Raw genomic sequence first — 19150 nt, 5'->3', positions numbered from 1 at the left:
CATCGTCATGGCGCCGCCGAAGGCGCTTCGGTGGTTCAGGAAGCCGCCGGCCCGCTTTCGCGCGCGATGCCGGCGGGAAGGGCGCATACGTGTGCCCGACGCGATGCCGGCCGGCCGGCGCGTGCGTGATCAGGCGAGCGACACGCCATCGCCCGCAACGGCGAGCCGGCGCCGGGCGCAACCCGTCCGTTTTATCGGCCGCGTCCGACCGATACCTCAGCGCCCCGTCGCGACAGCTGGCGCCGGTTCGCGCCTGGCCAGTTCCTTGCGCGCGGCGAGCGGAATCCGCGCGTCGTCCCACGCGCTCAGCCATTCCACTTCCTTGGCGGTGAACACCTGGCCGTAGTTGCGCAGCGCGTACTGCAGCGAATCGATGATGTGATTGCGGATGATTTCCGGCGTGCGCGTGTCGTCGAGCACGGAGCGGAATGCTTCGAGCGTGGCCATCGTCATGCTCCGGATAAGGGAAAACCCGGTTATCGCACGTCAATACTCGCTCGCCAACCCGGAAAAAATAGTTTCGCGGCGACGTTGCGCGCCCGCATCGGCGCGCGATCGCGACATCCCGCAAGGGGACGGAACACGGCGCGGATCCACGAGCGGATCACGCCCGCCGCGCCGCCTGACGCCCATGCACCCAGCCATCCACCACGGCGCACAGCACGAGCAGCGCGCTGGTGACGAAGAACACCGCGTGCAGCCCGACGTGCGCGCCGATCTGTCCGCCGATCAGCGGCCCGACCACCTGTCCCGAGAACTGCGCCGATTGCAGGTAGCCGAGCACGCTGCCCGAGCGGTGCTCGTCCACCGCGTGCCGCACCAGCTTGGCGATCGACGGCAGCAGCCCGGCGATCGACATCCCCATCAGGCCGCGCAGCAGCGCGAGCTGCCACCACTGCGTGACGAACGCCTGCGGCAGCAGCATCACGCTGGTGACGAGCAGGCAGCCGACGATCACCGGCCAGCCGCCGACGCGATCGGCGAGCGCGCCCAGGCGCGGCGCCGTGATCATGCTGCCGAGCGCGGAGGCGGCCATCACGATGCCGGCGGTGCGCGCGAGATGGTCGTGCGGCACGCCGAGCTGGCCGATGTAGACGGTGATGATCGGCTCGATCGACATGTTGGCGAGCAGCACCATCATGGCGGTGACGAGCAGCGCGCCAAGCGCGGCGCGCTCGATGGCCGGGCGCGTGGCGTGGGCGCCCGGCGCGGCGTCGCGGCGCGCGCGGCCGTCCACGCCGCGCTCGAAGTCCTCGCGCACCAGCGCGATGGTGGCCACGGCGGCCACCGCGATCACCGCGCCGCCCACGAAGAACGTGCCGCGGATGCCGACCAGCGCGGGCAGGAAGCCGCCCACCAGCGGGCCGATCAGGTTGCCGGCGAGCGCGCCCGTGGAGAGCACGCCGAGCGCCCAGCCGGCCCGCTCGCGCGGCGCCTGGGTGCCCACCATCACGATCGAGGCCGACGCGTAGCCGCCGATCAGACCGGCGGCCAGCCGCAGCACCACCAGCTCGGTCACGCTGTGTGCGACGCCGATCAGCGACATCACCACCGCCATTCCGATCGCCGCGCGCACCAGCATCGGCTTGCGGCCGTAGCGGTCGGCCAGCCGCCCCCACAGCGGCGCGGTGATCGCCGTGCCGAAGAAGGTCGCGCCGAACGCGACGCCCGACCATTGCACGATGCCGGCCGGATTCGTCACGCCGAGCTGCTCGACGTAGAGCGGCAGGAACGGCAGCAACATGCTCAGGCTCACCAGCGTCGTGAACGAACCGAACACGCAGATCGCGAGATTGCGCTTCCAGTAGCGCGCGTTGCGTTCGGCGTAGCTGCGCGGGGCGGCTTGCGCCGCAGGCGCGTTGGGTGCATGGGTTGGGTTGGGGGCGATGCTCGGGGCCGGGTGGGACATCGGATGCCTCATCTACGCTCGTCGAAGGGGGAGCGGCACGGCGGCTGCCATGCCGTGCGTCACGGTTGCGCGCCGCGCCGTGCCAGGCCGGCGGCCAGATCGATCAGCAGCGCCAGCACCATCGACGCGGTGCCGATCGCGAACAGCAGGCGGTAGTCGCCGCCGTGATGCGAGAACACGTAGGACAGCCCGTAGGCGGCCAGCGCCTGGCACAGCGCGAAGCCGACCGTGGCCGTGCGCCAGGCCGGATCGCGCCGCGCCGGATGATGCGCGAGCAGTTCGTGCAGCCGGCCGAGCACGAGCGGCACGGTGCCGGTGACGAACGCGCCCACCACCACGCTCGACAGCATCAGCCAGAACGCGCCGAGCCCGAGCGCCGGGATCGCCACGCCGCCGATCTCGAGCACGAACGCGAGCCGCAGCGCGTTGCCGAAGCCGATCCGGTCGGCCAGCGCGCCCGCCAACACCGGCCCGAGCGTGGCGCCGATGCCGAACAGCACCCAGTATTCGGCGCCCACCTGCAGGCTCTGGCCGAGGCCGCGCGTGACGTAGTCGACCAGGAAGATCATGTGCGGCACCCAGCCGGCCGCGTTCAGCGCGTATTCGGCGTAGAGCGCGCGCAGCGGACGCGACGCGGGCGCGTGGCGGTGCCGCGCCGGGGCGGCGGGGGCGGCCGGCGGTGCGGCTTCGTGCGGCCAGCCGTGCCAGGCGAGTGCCGTGAGCGCGAGCGAGAGCAGCCCGATGCCGATCCAGGTGGCCGGCAGGCCGCGTTGCAGCAGCAGCGGCACGACCGTGCCGGAGGCCACCACGCCCACGCCCACGCCCATGAAGATCACGCCGCTCACCAGGCCGCGCCGCGAGGCGGGCACGTGCCGCAGCACGGTGGGCGCGGCCAGTACCATCAGCGCGCCGCCGGCCAGCCCGGCGAGCAGGCGCCAGGCGAGGAACCACGTGAACGAGAGCGGATACGCACAGGCGATGAACGCCACCGTCGCGAGCAGCATCATCGCGCGCAGCGTGAGCGTGACGCCGGCTCGCGCGGCGGCCTGGCGGCCCGTCAGCGCGCCGAGCAGATAGCCGGCGAGATTGGCCGCGCCCAGATAGGCGGCCAGCGACGGCGCGAACCAGTGCGCGTCGACGATCGCCGGCAACAGCGGGGTGTAGGCGAAACGCGCCAGCCCGATACCCACCAGGCTGGCGCTGAATCCGGAAAGGGTGGCCCGCCAGATCTGCACGCCGCGCGCGTCGCGGGTGGCGTGGGGGGAGGAGTCGGCTGCGCGTTGCATCGTCGTTCCTTCGCTCGATTCGCTTATTCGATAGCTTGAGGTTACGCGCCATCACTAATCCATAGAACTGAATTATCAAGATATGGGATATCTGGAATCGAGATCGCTGCTATGCCGATTCCTCGTTTCCCGGCCGGGCGGCGGGCTCGCTACAATCGTCGCGTCGATAGCCCTTGAAGCGTTTCGCTTTTCCGATCATGGACCTTGCCGACCTGAAGACCTTCGAAGCCGTAGCGCGCCATGGCAGCATGAACAAGGCGGCGGCCGAGCTGCACACGGTGCAGTCGAACGTGACCGCGCGGATTCGCGCGCTGGAGGACGAACTCGGCGTGGCGCTGTTCCAGCGTCATGCGCGCGGCGTGACCGCCACGCCGGCCGCGCAGCGCATGCTGCCGTTCGTCGGCCGCATCGCGCAGCTCGTCAACGAGGCGCGCGCCGCCGCCACCGATCGCGGCGAGCCCACCGGCACGCTCACGCTCGGCACGCTGGAGACCACCATGGCGCTGCGGCTCTCGCCGCTGCTGACCGACTTCGCGCGCACCTGGCCGGAGGTGCGGCTGGTGGTCAATTCGGGCACCACCTCGGGCCTGATGCAGGACGTGATCGACTACCGGCTCGACGGCGCGTTCGTGGCCGGCCCGATCCATCATCCGGCCCTGCACGTCGAGACGATGTTCACCGAGGAACTGGTGCTGGTGACGAGCCCCGCGATCCGCTCCGTGAAGGAGCTTGCCGGCAGGCCGGACCTGAAGACGGTGGTGTTCCAGTTCGGCTGCTCGTACCGGCAGCGGCTCGATTCGTTCCTGGCCGGGATGGGCATCGTGGTGGCGAAGCCGCTCGAATTCGGCTCGCTCGACGCGATCATCAACTGCGTGGCGGCCGGCGTGGGCATCACGCTGCTGCCCAAGGGCGTGGTGGCCGACGCGGCGACGGCCGGCGACGTTTCGATCCATCGCGTGCCGAAGGAGCTGGCGCACGTCGAGACGCTGTTCGTGCGGCGCGAGGATGCCTACGTGTCGAGCGCGATGACGGCGTTCCTCGAGATGGCGCGGCAGGTCTACCGCCAGTCGAAGGCGGTGCCGGGGCGCGGGCGCCGCGGCGTCGAGCCCCAGGCGGTGCCGGCCTGAGGCGCGCCGCGTGCTGCGCTTTCCGCCTGCCGTTTTCTGTTTTTGCTGCCGGGCCGCCGTGTCCGGTCTCGTTGCGCTTTCGTTTCGTCTCGCTCGGCCCCGCCGCCGTTTGATTACCTGTCGTGTAATTGGCCGGCCGCGCGGCCGGCCCTAACCTTGGTTCATCGCGCGACACCTCCGTCGCGCGTTCAACACAAGGAGCGCCTCATGTCGTCATTCCCCATCCATTCGATCGCCTCGGCACCGCAGAAATCGGTCGCCGCGCTCGAGCAGCTGCATGCCGCGTTCGGCACGATCCCGGCGATCGCCGGGGTGATCGCGGCCTCGCCGGTGCTGCTCAACGGCTTCGTCGCCGTGTTCGCCAACGTGCATTCGGGCAGCCTGTCCGAGGCCGAGATCCAGACGCTGCTGCTGACCAACGCCGTGACCAACCGCTGCGAGTGGGCGGTGGCGTTCCATACCGGCCTGGCGCTGCAACAGGGCGTGCCGCGCACCGAGGTCGACGCGCTGCGCGCCGGCCGCTCGCCCGAGGACGCGCGCCGGCATGCGCTGTCGACGCTGGCCCGCATGCTGATCGAGACGCGCGGCCACCTGCAGCCGGCCGCGCTGCAAGCGTTCCTCGACGCCGGTTTCGACTCGGCCCAGGTGCTCGAGGTGATCGCCGTGGTGGCCGCCTCGACCATCACGAACTACACCGGCAGCGTCGCGCGCCCGCCGCTCGCGGCACCGTTCGACGCCTACGTCTGGCACGCGCCGGCCTGACGTCCATCCGCTCGATTTTCGGCGGCCGGTGTTGCGTGGAATGAATCAGGATCGCGAATGAAACGCGTCGGCCCATGCTCGCGGCATCGCGAGCCGCGGGGCCGGCGCGCCTGTCGTGCTCGATCGCCGCGCTTCGCGAAAGGCGAGGCGGTCATTTTCCGAGGTTCGACGGGCGCGACGGGCATTGCGCTCCGCGCTCACCGGGCGACGCCGTCGGGCGAGTAAAAACGGCGAGGCTGGATTCGATGAGACGAAAGAGCATGAATGAGAGAAATTCGAGCATTCATAAGCTCGCGGCGCGGGCCTAAACTGGCTTCACCGTCACAGCCGTGACGAAGCCGGCGAAACCGGCCAACCGACCCAAGGAGCCCATCATGTCCCGTCTTTCCACGCTTGCCCCCGCCGATGCCACCGGTGCCGCCGCGGAAGTGTTCGCGAAGATCCGCAAGGCCGTCGGCAAGGTGCCGAACGCCTACGCGACGATCGGCACGCATCACCCGGAAGCGCTCGCCGCGATGCTCGGCGTCGATGCGATCGTCGCCGGCGGCACGCTCGGCAAGGCGGAGATCGAGACGATCAAGCTCGCGGTCAGCGAAGCGGCCGGCTGTGACTACTGCGTCGCCGCGCATACGCTGGCTGGCAAGTTCGCCGGGCTGTCGCCCGAGACGATGCAGCAGGTGCGTGCCGGGGAGCCCACCGGCGACGCGAAGCGCGACGCGCTGGTGGCTTTCGTGCGCACGCTCGTGACGACGCGCGGCACGGTGCCCGCCGAAGCGTTCGAGCGCTTCATCGCGGCCGGTTTCACGGAGCGGCAGGTGGTGGAGGTGAGCCTCGCGATCACGTCGATCACGTTCACGAACCTGATCAACCGCGCGAACGATACGACGCTGGATTTCCCGGCCGTGAAGTGAGTGCCGGGCGATTGCCTGGCGGAAAGCGCGCGCGGCGGCGGTTTCCGCGCCGCGCGGAGCGGCGGGCGGCGGGCCGGCGGCGCGGATGCCGCCGGACGTCGCCCGCGTCGTGCCTACTGCGCGCGCTGCGCGAGGCCGGCCGTCAGCAGCTCGGTCAGCAGGCCCGTCATCCCCTCCGGATGGTCGGCCGCCTGCTTTTGCAGGCCCGCCACCAGCTCGACGTTGAGCTTGCACGCGAACGGCACGAGGCCCTGCGCCTGCTCGATGCGGCGGCGTTCGCGCCGGTCGAGCGCCGCCGCGTCGGCGGTGGCCTTGCCGAAGCGCGCGGAACCCGACTGCTTCATCGCCTGCGTCAGCTTCAGGGCCTTGTTCTTTTCCAGATCCGTCTTCTTCATTGCCATCGTCGGCACCCTTCGTCCAAATCAAATGGGTGCGATTGTACGCATCGCGGTACCCCAGCGGGCAATCCGCGTTGCCGATCGCTCCGTCACGCTATCTAAAAAATAAGAGTTTTTGCGCATAAACCCTGCCTCGGCCGCGCCGGGGCCGGCGGCGGCCGCGTTGCCGGATACAATGCGGCTGCCCGTTTTGCTGCCCGTTTTCACGACGACCCGAATCCCGCATGACCCAAGCCTCCCGCGCGTTCCTGCTCGGCCCCCTGCTGAAGGGGGTATCGCGCTCGTTCTACCTGACGCTCGCCGTGCTGCCCGCCGGCATGCGCGACCCGATCGGCCTTGCCTACCTGCTGGCGCGCGCGGCCGACACGATCGCCGACACCTCGCTACTGCCGCCGGCCCGGCGCCTCGAATGGCTGCTGTCGCTGCGCGAGCAGGTCAACGGCACGCCCGACGAGGCGGCGCTGCGCACGATCGCGGCCGAGGTTGCGAGCCAGCAGACCGAATCCGACGAGAAGGTGCTGCTCGAATCGCTCGGCCCGGCGCTCGCGATCCTCGCGCAGCTCGGCGAGACCGACCGCGCGGCGGTGCGCGGTATCGTGACCACGCTCACGCAGGGCATGGAGTTCGATCTCGTGACGTTTCCGGACGAGACGTCGGGGCGGCTCGACGCGCTGCCCGACGACGCGGCGCTCGATCACTACACCTACATGGTGGCCGGCTGCGTCGGCGAATTCTGGACCACCATGACGCTCGCGCATCAGCCGGGCGTGCTGCGGCGGGACGCCGACACCATGAAGGCGCTCGGCATCCGCTTCGGCAAGGCGCTGCAGTTGACGAACGTGCTGCGCGACGCGGCCAAGGACCTGCGGATCGGCCGCTGCTATCTGCCCGCCGACCGTCTCACGCGCGAGCGCATCGCGCCGGCCGACCTGCTCGGCGACGACGCGTCGCGTCTCGCGCGGCCGGTGATGCTCGAACTGGTGCGGGTCGCGCTCGGGCACTTCGGCGCGGCGATCGACTACACGTTCGCGATCCCGCCCACCGCGATGCGGCTGCGCCTCGCCTGCATCTGGCCGATCGCGATCGGGCTGATGACGCTGCGGCTGCTGGTGGTCAACGGCGCGTGGCTCGCGCCGGGCCATGCGTCGAAGGTGCGCCGCAACGACGTGTACAAGGTGATCGCGTGGTCGATCCCGCGTTCGCTGTCGAACGGCTGCCTGCGGCGCTGGTTCGACCGGATGATCGGCGAGATCGAGCGCGTGCTCGACGCATCGTCGGTGACGCGGCACCGCTGAATCGCGTTCGTTTTTCCTTCTGCCTTCCGCCGGCCTTCCCGCGCCGCGCATGACGGCTGCCGGGCATTTCCGCCCGGCGCCGCTTCCCCCTTGATGCCCGTCTCGCCGCGCCGCACGCGCGGCGGCGGCGTGCGCGCGCCGCGCAGTTCCCTCTTCGCATCATTCCAATTTTTTTGAAAATCATTCAACAGGCAGCCCAATTATCAATATCGAGCTACGTATTCAGAATGGATCCCGGTTTCCTTGCACCCAGGCTGAAACATGTACCTCGATCACGCGACCTTCGTTACCGATGACCTCGACGCCCTCTGCCGCTTCTTCGCCGACGTCGTCGGGCTCGAGGCCGGCCCGCGTCCGCCGTTCTCGGTGGAGGGCCGCTGGTTCTATCTCGGCGGTCGCCCGGCGATTCACCTGATACGCGCGGCGCTGCCCGCCACGGCGGCGCCCGGCGTGCCTCGAATCGATCACGTCGCGCTGCGCGTCGACGAGCGTGCCGAATGGGAGGCGCTGCTCGGCCGTCTGGCTGGCCGGCGCATCGCATACCGGCTCGGCGAGGTGCCGCTGACGAACGAACTGCAGCTGTTCGTGCCGATCGCGCCCGGCGTGACCGTCGAATTCGTCACCACGTCGCATCGCGCTCCAGCCTGAATGACCCATCCCCTGATCCACGCGATCCATTCGAACGAATCCGCATCCACCCGACAGGAGCAACCCATCATGCCTACCGCCAATCTCTTCACCGCCGCCAGGCTGGCCGGCCGCGACGTCGCGCACCGCGTCGTGATGGCGCCGATGACGCGCGCCCGCAGCACCCAGCCCGGCGACGTACCGAACGCGATGAACGCGCGCTATTACGCGCAGCGCGCCTCGGCGGCGCTGATCGTCACCGAGGCGAGCCAGATCACGCCGCAGGGCAAGGGCTATTCGTTCACGCCCGGCATCCACAGCGAGGCGCAGATCGCGGGCTGGCGCCTCGTGACCGACGCCGTGCATGCGCAGGGCGGCCGCATCTTCCTGCAGCTGTGGCACGTCGGCCGCATGTCGCATCCCGATTTCCACCATGGCGAGCTGCCGGTCGCGCCGTCCGCGGTGCCGTTCGACGGCCAGATCTGGAAGGTCGACGCCGCGACCGGCGTGGGCGAGATGGTCGATTGCCCGACTCCGCGTGCGCTCGAGAACGCCGAGGTCAAGCAGATCGTCCGCGACTTCGCGCAGGCGGCCCGCAACGCGATCGCGGCCGGCTTCGACGGCGTGGAGATCCACGGCGCGAACGGCTATCTCGTCGACCAGTTCCTGCGCACCACCTCGAACCAGCGCACCGACGAATACGGCGGCTCGCGCGAGAACCGCCTGCGCTTCCTGCAGGAAGTGGTCGATGCGGTGGCGGCGGAAGTCGGCGCGGCGCGCACCGCGATCCGCGTCGCACCGTTCCTGACCGCGCGCGGCATGGCGTGCCCGGACATCCTGCCGACCATGCTCGACGCGGCCGCCTGGCTGCAGGCGCGCGGCATCGCCTACCTGCATCTGGTCGAGGCCGACTGGGACGATGCCCCGCAATTCACCGAAACGTTCCGCCGCGAGATCCGCGAGCGCTTCACGGGGCCGATCATCGTGGCCGGCAAGTACGACCTCGCGCGCGCGAACTGGGTGCTGTCGAACGGCCATGCCGACTTCGTCGCGTTCGGCCGCCCGTTCGTCGCGAACCCGGACCTGCCGTACCGGCTCGCGCACGATCTGCCGCTCGCCGACTTCGACGGCGGCACGCTGTTCGGCGGCGACGAACGCGGCTACAGCGATTACCCGGCGCTCGTCCACGACGCCTCTGACACCGCCACGGCCTGACGCGCCGCGGCCGATCCGTTCGCCGCGAGGCGGGAGATTCTCATGCTGATCGATTCTTTCATGGGTCGCGCCCGGCGCGCGACCGCTACGACCAGGGCCGCCGGCGCGCTGCTGGCGGTGGTTGCCACCGCGCTGGCGCCGGCCGTGCCGGCGCGGGCCGAGGCCGCCGCCCTGGTGCAGCCGAAGCAACTGACCGCCGATCGCAGCCTGCCGGCCCGGCAGCTTGCCGAACAGCTTCATGCGGCCCGGCTCTACGACACGTTCTGGTCGACCGGCGACGAGGCCGAGGCGCGCGCGGCGCTCGCGCCGGACTTCGTCGATCGCACGCTGCCGCCCGGGCGCGCGCAGGGCGTGGCCGGGCCGCTCGCCGCATCGCGGGCGTTTCATGCGGCGGTGCCGGACGTGCATTGCGAGGTGGAACAGATGATCGTGGCCGGCGATCGCGTGGTCGCGCATCTGCGCTTCAGCGGCCATTTCACAGGAAGCTTCGGCGCCGTGCGGGGCCGTGGCCAGCCGGTCGATTTCATCGCGACCGACATCTACCGGATTCGCGGCGGCCGGATCGCCGAGAACTGGCATCTTGAGGATAACTTGACATTCCTCACGCAACTGGGCGTCGTGAAGCCGTGACGCCGCAACGCCGTGCCGTCACGCGCGCGCGGCACGTCGGTCCGGCCGCGCTCGCGCGCCACGGGGCGGGCCGACGCCGATCGACCCGTCGAGCCGCGCCGCCGCCGCGCCGCGTTACCATGCCGTCTGCCGCGCGTGTCGCGGCCCGGCGCGAGTCCGGCGCGAGTCCGGCGCGCCGCGCTTCCGATCCGCACTCGATCCGTACCCGACCCGCACCGCATGGACAACCTCGGCGACATTCGACTCTTCGTGGAAGCGGCCAGCCTCGGCAGCCTGTCGGCGGCAGGCCGCAAGCTCGGCCTGTCGCCGGCGGCGGCCAGCGCGCGGCTCGTCAAGCTCGAGCGCGCGCTCGGCACGCAGCTGTTCGAGCGCTCCACGCGCAAGCTGCGGCTGACCGACGAGGGGCGGCTCTACCTCGAGCACTGCCGGCATGCGCTGCAGACGCTCGACGACGCGCGCGTGGCGCTGCAACTGGGGCGCGCGTCGATCGGCGGCGCGCTGCGCGTGTCGGCCACTTCCGATTTCGGCCGCGTCGTGCTGCGGCGCTGGCTCGACGAATTCAACGACCGGCATCCGCAGGTAACGCTCACGCTGGTGCTGGCCGATTCGCTGTCGAACCTGCTGCACGACGACATCGATCTGGCGATCCGCTTCGGCGTGCCGGCCGACAGCGCGATGATCGCCAGGCGCCTTGCCGACAACCGCCGCGTGCTGTGCGCGGCGCCGTCCTATCTCGCGGCGCGCGGCGCGCCGCGGCATCCCGACGAGCTGGCCGGCCACGCGTTCGTGCTGCTCGGTTCGTCGGCCGGCATCGCGAACCAGTGGCGCTTCGAGCGCGACGGCGAGACGGTCCACGTGACGGTGCCGCCCGAGCGCGCGCGCCAGACCAACGACGGCGCGCTCGCGCGCGAATGGGCGATCGAGGGACGCGGGGCGGTGATGAAATCGATCTGGGACGTGGGTGCGGACCTGCGCGCGGGGCGCCTCGTGCTGCTGCTGCCCGAGTGGCGCTGCCCGGATCTGCCCGTGCATGCGCTGTTCCAGCGCAATCAGTACATGGCGCCGCGCGTGCGGGCGCTGCTCGATTTCCTGGAGCAGCGCTTCGCCGAGGCCGCCGTCGAGATCGCGCCGTTCCTGCGCTGAACGCGCGCCGGGGTGGGGCGCGCGCTGCGCGTGATTACTTCGTGACCGCGAACAGCGTGAGATTCATGAAGATCTTGAACGCGTAGCCGAGCGTGACCGCGCCGGCCACGCCGCCGATCCAGAGCAGCACGAACCAGGCCCAGCCGGGCAGGCGGCCCGGGCGGCGCGCATCGCGCGAGGGACGGCCGGCGGCCGGCTCAGTGGTGGTAGTAGTGCTGGTCTTCATGGCGGATCTTGCCCCGGAATACCCAGTAGCCCATGGTGGTGTAGGCGATGATGATCGGCAGGATCACCGCGGCGCCGACCAGCGTGAAGATCTGGCTCGAACGCGGCGCGGCCGCTTCCCACAGCGTGACGCTGCGCGGGATCGCATACGGGAACAGGCTCACCAGCAGCCCGATGTAGCCGAGCGCGACGATCGCGAGCGCGAGCACGAACGGCAGCGTATCACGCCGCGCGCGCACCGCGCGGTACATCCACGCGCCGCAGGCCACCACCAGGAACGGCACCGGCATCAGGTAGACGAACAGGCCCGAGCCGAACCAGCGTTGCGCGACGGCCGGCTCCTGCAGCGGCGTCCAGATGCTGACGATGCCGATCAGCGCGAGCAGCACCACGGTGAGTGGCCACACCACGCGGTGCAGGCGGCGCTGCAGGTCGCCCTCGGTCTTCGCCACCAGCCAGCAGCAGCCGAGCAGCGCGTAGGTGGCGACGAGGCCGAGGCCCGTGAGCAGCGAGAACGGCGTGAGCCAACCGAACGGGTCGCCGGCGAAATGGCCGTCGGCCACCGGGATGCCCTGCAGGTAGGCGCCGAGCGCGATGCCCTGGAAGAACGTCGCGCCGGCCGAGCCGCCGATGAACGCGAGATCCCACAGATGCTTGGTGCGGCGTGCCTTGGCGCGCAGCTCGAACGACACGCCGCGGAAGATCAGGCACACCAGCATGAAGATCAGCGGCAGGTAGAGCGCCGACAGCACGGTCGCGTAGACGATCGGGAAGGTCGCGAACAGGCCCGCGCCGCCGAGCACGAGCCAGGTCTCGTTGCCGTCCCAGACCGGCGCGACCGTGTTCATCATCAGGTCGCGTTCGCGTTCGTCGGGAAAGAAGGGGAAGACGATGCCGATGCCGAGGTCGAAGCCGTCGAGCACGACGTACATGAAAAGGCCGAGGGCGATGATCGCGGCCCAGATGACGGTGACGTCCATGAGAGTTCCTTGTGCTTCCTTGTGCGGTTCGTGTCGTGGCGGCGCTCAGGCGGCGTCGATCAGCTGGTCCGGGGCCGACAGCGGGCGGCGGCCCGACTGCTCGCCGTGTCCGTCGGCGTGAGGGTCCGTGCCGGATCCGCCGCCGTGCGGCGCGTCGAGCAGCGCCGGCCCCGCGTTGATCAGCTTGAGCAGGTAGTAGATGCCGGTGCCGAACACCAGGAAATAGACGAACACGAACGTCATCAGCGACAGCCCGACCTGCTGCGTGGTGAGCGGCGAGGCCGCGTTGGCGGTGCGCATCACGCCGTACACCACCCACGGCTGGCGTCCGGCCTCGGTCGTGATCCAGCCGGCCAGCAGCGTGATGAAGCCGGTCGGCCCCATCACCAGCGCGAGCTGGTGGAACCAGCGCGCGTCGTACAGGCGGCCGCGCCGGCGCAGCAGCCAGCCCGCCAGTGCGAGGCCGATCATCGCGAAGCCGAGTGCCACCATCACACGGAAGGTCCAGAACACCAGCGTCGAGTTCGGACGATCCTCGGGCGCGAAGCTCTTGAGGCCGCGGATCTCGCCGTTCCAGCTGTGCGTGAGGATCAGGCTGCCGAGGTGCGGCACTTTCAGCGCGTAGCGCGTGGTTTCGGCCTGCATGTCCGGGATGCCGAACAGGTTCAGCGCGGTGCCGCCCTGCTCGGTGTCCCACAGCCCCTCGATCGCGGCGATCTTGGCCGGCTGGTACTTGAGCGTGTTGATGCCGTGCTGGTCGCCGACCACGGCCTGGATCGGCGCGAGGATCAGCAGCAGGCCGAGCGCCATCGAGAACATGGTGGTGACGCTCTTGTCGCGGCGGCCCTTCAGCAGATGCCAGGCGCCGGTGGCGGCCACCACCAGCGCGGCGACGATGAACGCCGCGATCGCCATGTGGGCGAGCCGGTACGGGAACGACGGGTTGAAAACGATCTTGAACCAGTCGGTCGGCACCACGCGGCCGCCGACGATCTCGAAGCCCTGCGGCGTCTGCATCCAGCTGTTCGAGGCGAGGATCCAGAACGTCGAAATCAGCGTGCCGATCGCCACCATCAGCGTGGCGCCGAAGTGCGCGCGCGGGCTCATCCGGTTCCAGCCGAACAGCATGATGCCGAGGAAGCCGGCCTCGAGGAAGAACGCGGTCATGACCTCGTACATCAGCAGCGGGCCGGTGACGGCGCCGGCGAAGCTCGAGAAGCCGCCCCAGTTGGTGCCGAACTCGTAGCTCATCACCACGCCGGAGACCACGCCCATGCCGAACGCGACCGCGAAGATCTTCGACCAGTAGAGGCAGAGGGTTTTGTAATGGGGAAGGCCCGTTTTCAGCCAGCGGTATTCGAGCACCGCGATGAAGCTCGCAAGGCCGATGCTGAGCGCGGGAAACACGATGTGGAACGAGACGGTGAAGGCGAACTGCAGGCGGGCCAGATCCAGGGCCGAAAGAGCGGTATCCATGAGCGTGTGACCGGAAGCGTGTGACGGCCGCGGGCGGTTGCCGGGCGGCCCTCCCGGCGCCGCGCGATGCGCCGCGGCAGCGGGGATGAGCGCAGTATTGCGGGCACGATCGACGCCCGAAATGTGCCAACTCGTCGCACTTTGCTCCGATGATTTTCCTGTTCTTAATCAATATCGAGATAACACATTGATAAGCATCAAAAAAGTTCGAGATCGAGCGCGCACGCTGAAATGCGGTTGTCTGCCGCACCTGCGGCAATCGACCGCTGCGTAGGACGGGCGACGGCGGCGTTACCACGCGAGGCCGCGCGGCGCCCTGCGGATTCCGGACGATTGCGTGCGAGGCCGACGAAGTTTCGATTGCCTGTCGCCTTGCTTCCGGTACGCCGACAGCGGGGCCGCCGCCGGTTCCAGGGCGACGCACCGCGCGTCTCGTCGATTGTTTCCGCGTATTACGAGGTAATTCGACGCGGACCAATCCGCGTGGTTTTGCCACGGCACGGTCACGAATGTAACGGTCCGCAAAATCACTGCGCAGACTCGTAACTGACGGCACGCGGCCGGCGGGTAGCGTCTCGGGTATCGACAAAACGCGGGGCGCGGTCCCGTGTATCCCGGAGCGTGAAGTGAACAAACTGAAGATCGTGCTCGGCGTCGCGGCGGTTGCCGCCGTGACCGCCACGAGCGCCGCCCATGCGGCGCGGGTGGGGGTGTACATCGGCCCCGGCTGGGGCGGCTACTGGTATCCGCCGCCCGTCTATTACGCGCCGCCGCCGCTGGTCGCGGTGCCGGTCGATCCGGGGCCGCCGCCCGAATACGTCGAGCAGGGCGGCCAGCCGCCCGGGCCGCCGCCGCCCGAGGAGGCCGGCGCGCCGCCGCTCGAACCCGGCTCCTGGTACTACTGCAACGCGTCGAAGCGTTACTACCCCTACGTGAAGACCTGTTCGTCAGGCTGGCGCGAAGTGCCGGCCCGCCCGCAATGACCATGACGAGATCACCGATGAAATTCGAAATCCGCACCGGCGGGCGCTGGGCGCTCGCCGCCGCCGCGGGCGCCGGCCTGCTCAGCGCCTGCGCGGTGATGCCGCCCGGCCCCAGCGTGATGGCGCTGCCCGGCACGGGCAAGACGTTCGACCAGTTCCAGGCCGACGACGGCAACTGCCGCCAGTTCGCCACCAACCAGGTGGGTGGCGTGTCGTCGAACCAGGCCGCCACCGCGAGCGCGCTCGGCAGCGCGGCGGTGGGCACCGCGCTCGGCGCGGCGGCCGGCGCGGCCTTCAACGGCGGCCGCGGCGCGGCGGTCGGCGCGGGCGCCGGGCTGCTGGCCGGCAGCGTGGTCGGGATGGGCAACGCCCAGGGCTCGGCCTACGACGTGCAGCGTCGCTACGACTATGCCTACATGCAATGCATGTATGCGGCCGGCGATCGCGTGCCGGTGCCGGGCCGCGTGCGCAGCCGCGACGATGCCGGCTACGGCGGTGGCGGCTACGGTGGCGGCGGGTATGGCGACGGTTATGGCGGCGGCCCGGCGCCGGGCGGCTACGGCGGCAATCGCGGCTACACGCCGCCGCCGCCTCCCGACATGCCGCCGCCGGATTGAGCGGTTGCGGGCCGGCGCGGGCATGCCGACGCGCCGGCCATGCATGATGCGCGGTGCCATGCCGCGCGTCGTGCATGGGGGTCGGCGTCATGCATCGCGCCGGGCGATCCGTGCCGTGAATATTCCGCGCGGTTGCACACGCGATGCCTTGGGCGATGATGACGATCCGAACCCGTATCGCTCACGATCACCGCCTCCGCGAACAATCGATATATCCGTCGCAACGCATTGCGTATTCGTCGGCTGGATGACGTCGTTATCGGCGCTTTTTTTTCGCCTCCGTCCGCGTATTTCCACGCGTCTCGTTTCCCTTTCCTTCCGCGTTCGCACCGCGTCCCGCGCCGTGCGCGAATATCGCTCCGTATCCGTCACGAAAGCACGATGAAGAATCGGCACGCACGCGATGCGTTTGGTCGATTCCAGCCGGCGTCATTCACAAACTTTGATCCTGCTCAAATTCCTTGCTGATTGGGCGCTATAGCGTGGCGAAGCTGTGTCGTTATCTCGTTTGGCGATTCACGGGTACGCACCGTGCGTCGCGTTGGTAATGAATCGCGTGGGGAAGGCGGCGCCGTCGAAGTCCGGAGCGATTCGACGGAGGAATCGCAAGCCGTCAGGTCCGCCGATCCGAGGTGATTTTCCCGATGTATCGCGCCGCCCGCTGCCAGGCCGAAGCGTGCCTCGGGGAATGAAAGGCGATCGTGTCGCCGCCGTGAGACGTGCCCTGATGCGGCCGCTGGTTCGCCGCGCAAAGGGAGACGGCAGCCGCACGATTCCCGTTTTGATAATCCCAATTTCCGAGAGAACCTTCGCGAGATGGAAGATTCATCGATACATCCATTGAAGCTGGTCGGCCTCACCACGCGACTCTATACACGTGTCGTCGACAGGCCGCTGCGCGAACTCGGTTTCGCGATGAGCCAGGTGCCGGTGCTGAGTCTGCTCAAGGCGGCGGGGGCGCTGTCGCAGGCGGAGCTGGCGCGCCGCATGCAGGTCGAGCAGCCGAGCATGGCGCAACTGCTGAACCGGATGGAGCGCGACGGGCTGGTCTGCCGCGTGGCCGATCCGGGCGACAAGCGCAGCCGGCTGATCTCCCTGACCGAGGACGCCGACCGCAAGCTGCCCGAGGGCAAGGCGGTGCTGGACGAAGCGAGCCGCATCGCGCTCGACGGATTCAGCGACGACGAGCGCCGGCAGCTGGCCGGATTGCTCGCGCGCGTGAACACGAACCTCGACCGCGTGATCCAGGCCGACGGCCTCGACCTCGGCATCTGCTGTGTGGAAGAAACGCACGTCTGACCGACCGGACGGTGAGGGCCTGCTGGTGCCGGCGGCCATCCCGTCGGCGCGTCCGTGCCCGATTTAAATTGGAAAGGGCGCGGCGACGCGCCGGATTGCGTACACTCGTTTTTTTCCCGCCACAACGTCAGCCGCGCCGGCCTGCCGGCCTGCGGCGACACCCGAGGACGCATTCCATGATCGATCTACGTAGCGATACCGTGACTCGCCCGAGTCAGCCGATGCTGGCCGCGATGAGCGCCGCCGAAGTCGGCGACGACGTCTGGGGCGACGATCCGACCGTCGCGCGACTGCAGGCTGCGGTCGCCGAACGGGCCGGCAAGGAGGCTGGCCTGTTCTTCCCGAGCGGCACGCAGAGCAACCTCGCCGCGCTGATGGCGCATTGCGCGCGCGGCGACGAATACATCGTCGGCCAGCAGGCGCACACCTACAAGTTCGAAGGCGGCGGCGCGGCCGTGCTCGGCAGCATCCAGCCGCAGCCGATCGACAACGCCGCCGACGGTTCGCTGCCACTCGATCGCATCGCCGCCGCGATCAAGCCGATCGACAATCACTTCGCCCGCACGCGCCTGCTCGCGCTCGAGAACACGATCGGCGGCAAGGTGCTGCCGGCCGGCTACGTCAGCGAGGCGACCGCGCTCGCGCGCAGCCGCGGCCTCGCCACCCATCTCGACGGCGCGCGCGTCTGCAATGCCGCCGCCGCCACCGGCAAGCCGCTCGCCGAGCTCTGCGCGCCGTTCGATTCGGTGTCGATCTGCTTTTCGAAGGGGCTCGCCGCGCCGGTCGGCTCGGTGCTGGTCGGCAGCCGCGAGTTGATCGAGGTGGCAAACCGTTGGCGCAAGGTGCTCGGCGGCGGCATGCGCCAGGCCGGCGTGCTCGCGGCGGCGTGCCTCTATGCGTTCGACCATCACGTCGAGCGGCTCGTCGACGATCACGCCAACGCCGAGCGGCTCGCCGCCGGCCTCGCGCGGATCGACGAGGTGAAGGTGCTGTCGCAGGCGACGAACATGGTGTTCGCGCAGTTCCCCGACGCCGACTGCGCGCCGCTCGAAGCCTGGCTGAAGGCGCGCGGGATCCTGACGCAGATGCTGTATGCCTCGCGCTTCGTCACGCATCGCGACGTGTCGGCCGACGGGATCGATACGTTCGTCGAGGCTGTGCGCGCGTATTTCGCGCAGAAGCCGCGTGCGGCTTGAGTGGCTTGATGGTTTGAGCGGGCGGCGGGCGCGGCCCGCGCGCGGGTCGCTCGAGCCCGTGCGGATGTGGCGCGCCACGCGACTCGATTTCGCGCGATGCCGTCGGACGACATCTGCCAGCGCTACGGCCGGCCGGTTCGGCTGGAGCGGCGCGCCGTCTCCGGGTTCCGAGGTTCGCGATTCAGGTACGCGCCGCCGGCCACGCCGCCCACCCTCGCTCCCTCCTTCGTCGTGCCGGCCGTTCAGGCCGGCACCATCACCGGCGGCGCACCGCCGCCGACATCGATCATCTTCACCGTGAAGCCGAAGCAGCGCTCGATCAGCGCGGGCTGCATCACGTCGGCGGGCGCGCCCTCGGCCAGCAGGCCGCCGTCGGCGAGCAGCGCGACGCGGTCGGCGTGGCGCGCGGCTAGGTTCGGATCGTGGACGATGGTCAGCACGCCGAGCCGCCAGTCGCGCGCAAGCTCGCGCACCGTCGCGAGCAGATGGTGCTGGTGCGCGAGATCGAGCGCGGCGGTCGGTTCGTCGAGCAGCAGATAGCGCGGAGCGTCCTCGGGATGGCGCAGGTCGTCGTCGGGCCAGATCTGCGCGAGCGCGCGTGCGAACTGCACGCGCGCGAGTTCGCCGCCCGACAGCGTGGTCACGTCGCGGCCGGCCAGCGTCGCGGCGCCTGCCAGCGTGAGCGCGCGCTGCGCGACCTCGTGGTCGCGCGCGGCCAGGGCGCCGCCCGGCCGGGCGTGCGGATAACGGCCGAGCAGCACGAGTTCGTCGGCGACGAACGGAAACGCCGGCTGGGCCGCCTGCGGCAGCACCGCTCGCAGCCGCGCGAGCGTCGCGGCGCGGAGCTTGTCGAGCGGCGTGCCGTTCAGCGTCACGCTGCCGCCCACCCGCACGCGGCGCGGCGCGCCGACGCCGTGGAACTCGCCGGCGAGCGCTTTCAGCAAGGTGCTCTTGCCGGCGCCGTTACGGCCCAGCAAGGCGGTCACGCTCCCCGGCGCGAGTTGCAGCGAGAGCCCGTGCAGCACCGCGTGGTGGCCGCGGGCGATGGACAGATGTTGGGCGATCAGCATG

General features: G+C 69.9%; 20 protein-coding genes. 12 read left to right on the top strand and 8 right to left on the bottom strand.

Annotated features, from left to right (window positions below):
• Positions 1-216 precede the first annotated feature (216 nt).
• The 3 genes from bpln_RS32030 to bpln_RS32020 form a co-directional block, all read right to left on the bottom strand.
• A complete protein-coding gene (locus bpln_RS32030; protein ID WP_042629094.1) occupies positions 217-447 on the bottom strand; it encodes a hypothetical protein in 231 nt (76 codons plus the stop codon).
• A 157-nt stretch (positions 448-604) separates the two neighbouring features.
• The gene (locus tag bpln_RS32025) at positions 605-1909 is read right to left on the bottom strand and encodes an MFS transporter (RefSeq protein ID WP_082465506.1); all 1305 of its coding nucleotides are present in this window, start codon (positions 1907-1909) and stop codon (positions 605-607) included.
• A 59-nt stretch (positions 1910-1968) separates the two neighbouring features.
• Positions 1969-3195, bottom strand: a complete 1227-nt coding sequence (locus tag bpln_RS32020; RefSeq protein ID WP_055141069.1) for a YbfB/YjiJ family MFS transporter — start codon at positions 3193-3195, stop codon at positions 1969-1971.
• Positions 3196-3392: 197 nt separating this feature from the next.
• Here bpln_RS32020 and bpln_RS32015 point away from each other — a divergent pair, with 197 nt between their 5' ends.
• The 3 genes from bpln_RS32015 (at position 3393) to bpln_RS32005 (ending at position 5995) form a co-directional block, all read left to right on the top strand.
• Positions 3393-4322, top strand: coding sequence for a LysR substrate-binding domain-containing protein (locus bpln_RS32015; RefSeq protein ID WP_055141299.1), 930 nt, complete (start codon positions 3393-3395; stop codon positions 4320-4322).
• A gap of 207 nt (positions 4323-4529) precedes the next feature.
• Entirely contained in the window at positions 4530-5084 is a 555-nt protein-coding gene (locus bpln_RS32010) for a carboxymuconolactone decarboxylase family protein (RefSeq protein WP_055141068.1), read from the top strand.
• A 374-nt stretch (positions 5085-5458) separates the two neighbouring features.
• Complete coding sequence (locus bpln_RS32005; protein WP_055141298.1) at positions 5459-5995, top strand: carboxymuconolactone decarboxylase family protein; 537 nt, start codon at positions 5459-5461, stop codon at positions 5993-5995.
• 113 nt (positions 5996-6108) lie between these two features.
• On the opposite strand, the gene bpln_RS32000 is transcribed toward bpln_RS32005, so the two are convergent.
• Positions 6109-6396: a hypothetical protein gene (locus bpln_RS32000; RefSeq protein ID WP_042629090.1), complete on the bottom strand. Its 288-nt coding sequence runs from the start codon at positions 6394-6396 to the stop codon at positions 6109-6111.
• Between the two features lie 221 nt (positions 6397-6617).
• On the opposite strand from bpln_RS32000, the gene bpln_RS31995 reads away from it, so the two are divergent.
• The 5 genes from bpln_RS31995 (at position 6618) to bpln_RS31975 (ending at position 11303) form a co-directional block, all read left to right on the top strand.
• Positions 6618-7688: a phytoene/squalene synthase family protein gene (locus bpln_RS31995; RefSeq protein WP_055141067.1), complete on the top strand. Its 1071-nt coding sequence runs from the start codon at positions 6618-6620 to the stop codon at positions 7686-7688.
• Positions 7689-7949: 261 nt separating this feature from the next.
• A complete protein-coding gene (locus tag bpln_RS31990; RefSeq protein WP_042629088.1) occupies positions 7950-8336 on the top strand; it encodes a VOC family protein in 387 nt (128 codons plus the stop codon).
• A 69-nt stretch (positions 8337-8405) separates the two neighbouring features.
• The gene (locus tag bpln_RS31985; RefSeq protein WP_055141297.1) at positions 8406-9530 is read left to right on the top strand and encodes an alkene reductase; all 1125 of its coding nucleotides are present in this window, start codon (positions 8406-8408) and stop codon (positions 9528-9530) included.
• Between the two features lie 42 nt (positions 9531-9572).
• On the top strand, positions 9573-10160 hold the full coding sequence (locus tag bpln_RS31980; protein WP_420807374.1) for an ester cyclase: 588 nt from the start codon (positions 9573-9575) through the stop codon (positions 10158-10160).
• A 219-nt stretch (positions 10161-10379) separates the two neighbouring features.
• Positions 10380-11303, top strand: coding sequence for a LysR family transcriptional regulator (locus tag bpln_RS31975; RefSeq protein ID WP_055141066.1), 924 nt, complete (start codon positions 10380-10382; stop codon positions 11301-11303).
• Positions 11304-11337: 34 nt separating this feature from the next.
• Here the strand turns inward: bpln_RS31975 and bpln_RS31970 are convergent, their stop codons facing one another.
• Genes bpln_RS31970 through bpln_RS31960 form a run of 3 tightly spaced genes read right to left on the bottom strand, consistent with a single transcriptional unit; the run spans position 11338 to position 13984 of the window.
• Positions 11338-11529, bottom strand: a complete 192-nt coding sequence (locus bpln_RS31970; RefSeq protein ID WP_042629086.1) for a hypothetical protein — start codon at positions 11527-11529, stop codon at positions 11338-11340.
• The gene (cydB, locus tag bpln_RS31965) at positions 11501-12508 is read right to left on the bottom strand and encodes a cytochrome d ubiquinol oxidase subunit II (protein ID WP_042629085.1); all 1008 of its coding nucleotides are present in this window, start codon (positions 12506-12508) and stop codon (positions 11501-11503) included. Before cydB ends, bpln_RS31970 begins: the two co-directional genes overlap by 29 nt.
• 45 nt (positions 12509-12553) lie before the next feature.
• On the bottom strand, positions 12554-13984 hold the full coding sequence (locus bpln_RS31960) for a cytochrome ubiquinol oxidase subunit I (protein ID WP_055141065.1): 1431 nt from the start codon (positions 13982-13984) through the stop codon (positions 12554-12556).
• 626 nt (positions 13985-14610) lie between these two features.
• Between bpln_RS31960 and bpln_RS31955 the strand changes: the two genes are divergently transcribed.
• The 4 genes from bpln_RS31955 to ltaE all read left to right on the top strand — a co-directional run bounded on the left by bpln_RS31955 (position 14611) and on the right by ltaE (position 18079).
• Complete coding sequence (locus bpln_RS31955; protein ID WP_042629083.1) at positions 14611-14967, top strand: hypothetical protein; 357 nt, start codon at positions 14611-14613, stop codon at positions 14965-14967.
• A gap of 17 nt (positions 14968-14984) precedes the next feature.
• On the top strand, positions 14985-15584 hold the full coding sequence (locus bpln_RS31950) for a YMGG-like glycine zipper-containing protein (RefSeq protein WP_055141064.1): 600 nt from the start codon (positions 14985-14987) through the stop codon (positions 15582-15584).
• Between the two features lie 840 nt (positions 15585-16424).
• A complete protein-coding gene (locus tag bpln_RS31945; RefSeq protein ID WP_226993728.1) occupies positions 16425-16883 on the top strand; it encodes a MarR family winged helix-turn-helix transcriptional regulator in 459 nt (152 codons plus the stop codon).
• Between the two features lie 176 nt (positions 16884-17059).
• Positions 17060-18079, top strand: a complete 1020-nt coding sequence (gene ltaE / locus bpln_RS31940) for a low-specificity L-threonine aldolase (RefSeq protein WP_055141063.1) — start codon at positions 17060-17062, stop codon at positions 18077-18079.
• Between the two features lie 242 nt (positions 18080-18321).
• On the opposite strand, the gene bpln_RS31935 is transcribed toward ltaE, so the two are convergent.
• Positions 18322-19149, bottom strand: a complete 828-nt coding sequence (locus bpln_RS31935; RefSeq protein ID WP_055141062.1) for a heme ABC transporter ATP-binding protein — start codon at positions 19147-19149, stop codon at positions 18322-18324.
• Between the last annotated feature and the right edge of the window lies 1 nt (position 19150).

The sequence above is a fragment of the Burkholderia plantarii genome (assembly GCF_001411805.1).
In the GTDB taxonomy this organism is placed as follows: Bacteria; Pseudomonadota; Gammaproteobacteria; order Burkholderiales; family Burkholderiaceae; genus Burkholderia; species Burkholderia plantarii.
The sequence above is the reverse complement of the archived record's forward strand: the minus strand, read 5'-3'. Positions and strand labels throughout refer to the sequence as shown.

What these genes read in the sequence shown, in the direction of transcription:
- bpln_RS32030 (WP_042629094.1), bottom strand. Translation starts at nt 447, where the DNA reads ATGGCCACGCTCGAAGCATTCCGCTCCGTGCTCGACGACACGCGCACG.
- bpln_RS32025 (WP_082465506.1), bottom strand. Translation starts at nt 1,909, where the DNA reads ATGTCCCACCCGGCCCCGAGCATCGCCCCCAACCCAACCCATGCACCC.
- bpln_RS32020 (WP_055141069.1), bottom strand. Translation starts at nt 3,195, where the DNA reads ATGCAACGCGCAGCCGACTCCTCCCCCCACGCCACCCGCGACGCGCGC.
- bpln_RS32015 (WP_055141299.1), top strand. Translation starts at nt 3,393, where the DNA reads ATGGACCTTGCCGACCTGAAGACCTTCGAAGCCGTAGCGCGCCATGGC.
- bpln_RS32010 (WP_055141068.1), top strand. Translation starts at nt 4,530, where the DNA reads ATGTCGTCATTCCCCATCCATTCGATCGCCTCGGCACCGCAGAAATCG.
- bpln_RS32005 (WP_055141298.1), top strand. Translation starts at nt 5,459, where the DNA reads ATGTCCCGTCTTTCCACGCTTGCCCCCGCCGATGCCACCGGTGCCGCC.
- bpln_RS32000 (WP_042629090.1), bottom strand. Translation starts at nt 6,396, where the DNA reads ATGGCAATGAAGAAGACGGATCTGGAAAAGAACAAGGCCCTGAAGCTG.
- bpln_RS31995 (WP_055141067.1), top strand. Translation starts at nt 6,618, where the DNA reads ATGACCCAAGCCTCCCGCGCGTTCCTGCTCGGCCCCCTGCTGAAGGGG.
- bpln_RS31990 (WP_042629088.1), top strand. Translation starts at nt 7,950, where the DNA reads ATGTACCTCGATCACGCGACCTTCGTTACCGATGACCTCGACGCCCTC.
- bpln_RS31985 (WP_055141297.1), top strand. Translation starts at nt 8,406, where the DNA reads ATGCCTACCGCCAATCTCTTCACCGCCGCCAGGCTGGCCGGCCGCGAC.
- bpln_RS31980 (WP_420807374.1), top strand. Translation starts at nt 9,573, where the DNA reads ATGCTGATCGATTCTTTCATGGGTCGCGCCCGGCGCGCGACCGCTACG.
- bpln_RS31975 (WP_055141066.1), top strand. Translation starts at nt 10,380, where the DNA reads ATGGACAACCTCGGCGACATTCGACTCTTCGTGGAAGCGGCCAGCCTC.
- bpln_RS31970 (WP_042629086.1), bottom strand. Translation starts at nt 11,529, where the DNA reads ATGAAGACCAGCACTACTACCACCACTGAGCCGGCCGCCGGCCGTCCC.
- cydB (WP_042629085.1), bottom strand. Translation starts at nt 12,508, where the DNA reads ATGGACGTCACCGTCATCTGGGCCGCGATCATCGCCCTCGGCCTTTTC.
- bpln_RS31960 (WP_055141065.1), bottom strand. Translation starts at nt 13,984, where the DNA reads ATGGATACCGCTCTTTCGGCCCTGGATCTGGCCCGCCTGCAGTTCGCC.
- bpln_RS31950 (WP_055141064.1), top strand. Translation starts at nt 14,985, where the DNA reads ATGAAATTCGAAATCCGCACCGGCGGGCGCTGGGCGCTCGCCGCCGCC.
- ltaE (WP_055141063.1), top strand. Translation starts at nt 17,060, where the DNA reads ATGATCGATCTACGTAGCGATACCGTGACTCGCCCGAGTCAGCCGATG.
- bpln_RS31935 (WP_055141062.1), bottom strand. Translation starts at nt 19,149, where the DNA reads ATGCTGATCGCCCAACATCTGTCCATCGCCCGCGGCCACCACGCGGTG.